We start from the raw sequence: 1,171 nt of genomic DNA, 5'->3' as shown, positions 1-1,171 counted from the left end.
CGACGGCTCGTCCGACGGGCTGGAGTCGGCGGCGGTTCGTATCGCGGCGCAGGTCCGGGCCTCCGGGCGTCGGCAGGTGTTCCCCGCGTCGGGCCGCGACGACGACCTCGAGGCCGTCGGGGCGCCGATCCGCGTCGACGGCCGTGTGGTCGGCGTCGTCGTCGCGTTCGCGGCACCCGTCGGGGCGGCGCTCGTGCGGGCCGCCGAAGAGGTCGCCGACTGGTGCGCCGCGCAGGTCGAGCTCGGGGTGCTCGACTCATCACGGACCCAGCTCGCCGAGGCGGAGCTGCGGTCGCTGCGAGCGCAGATCTCCCCGCACTTCATCTACAACGCCCTCACGGCGATCGCCTCGTTCATCCTCACCGACCCCGAGCGTGCCCGCGAGCTGGTGCTCGAGTTCGCCGATTTCACGCGCTACTCATTCCGGCGACAGGGGGAGTTCACCACGCTCGCCGAGGAACTGGGCAGCATCCACTCCTACCTCGAACTGGAGCGCGCCCGCTTCGGCGACCGGCTGCGCGTGACGCTGCAGATCGCGCCGGAGACCCTGGCGACGGTCATCCCCTTCCTCTCGGTGCAGCCGCTCGTCGAGAACGCGGTGCGGCACGGGCTCGAGCCGGGTGAGGGCGGCGGCGAGATCCGCATCGCCTCACGCGACGACGGCACGCACACCGAGATCACCGTCGAGGACGACGGTGTGGGAATGGAACCCGAGGCCCTGCGCGCCACGCTCACCGCGAGCGACGACGGCGTGCACGTCGGCCTCCGTAACGTCGACACCCGGCTGCGCCAGCTCTACGGTGCGGACGGCGGTCTGGTGGTCGAGACGAACACCGGCGCGGGTACCCTGGTGCGCATGCGGGTCCCGAAATCTCAGCCGCAGCACGATCCGGACACCGAGTGACGACGATGCCGACGAACAGTGCACCCCCGGTAGACGTCCTCGTCGCAGACGATGAGAACCCTGCGCTCGACGAGCTCGTTCACCTGCTGCGCACCGATCCGCGCATCGGGCAGATCCTCACGGCGTCGTCGGGTGCCGAGGCGCTGCGGCTGATGTCCGAGCGCGCGGTGCGGATCGCGTTCCTCGACATCCACATGCCGGGTCTCAGCGGCACCGACCTCGCGCGGGCGCTGATGACTCTCGCCGCGCCACCGGCGGTCGTGGTGG

General features: G+C 71.3%; 2 protein-coding genes. Both read left to right on the top strand.

The genetic code is table 11. The annotated features are described in order from the left end of the window. The coding region (locus tag ACNPM4_RS16625) for a sensor histidine kinase (RefSeq protein ID WP_448986419.1) at positions 1-904 on the top strand (904 nt) is incomplete at its 5' end. A gap of 5 nt (positions 905-909) precedes the next feature. Beyond that, the coding region (locus tag ACNPM4_RS16620; protein ID WP_448986418.1) for a response regulator at positions 910-1,171 on the top strand (262 nt) is incomplete at its 3' end.

The sequence above is a fragment of the Microbacterium umsixpiens genome, assembly GCF_053543675.1.
This window is presented reverse-complemented; position numbering and strand designations above follow the sequence as displayed.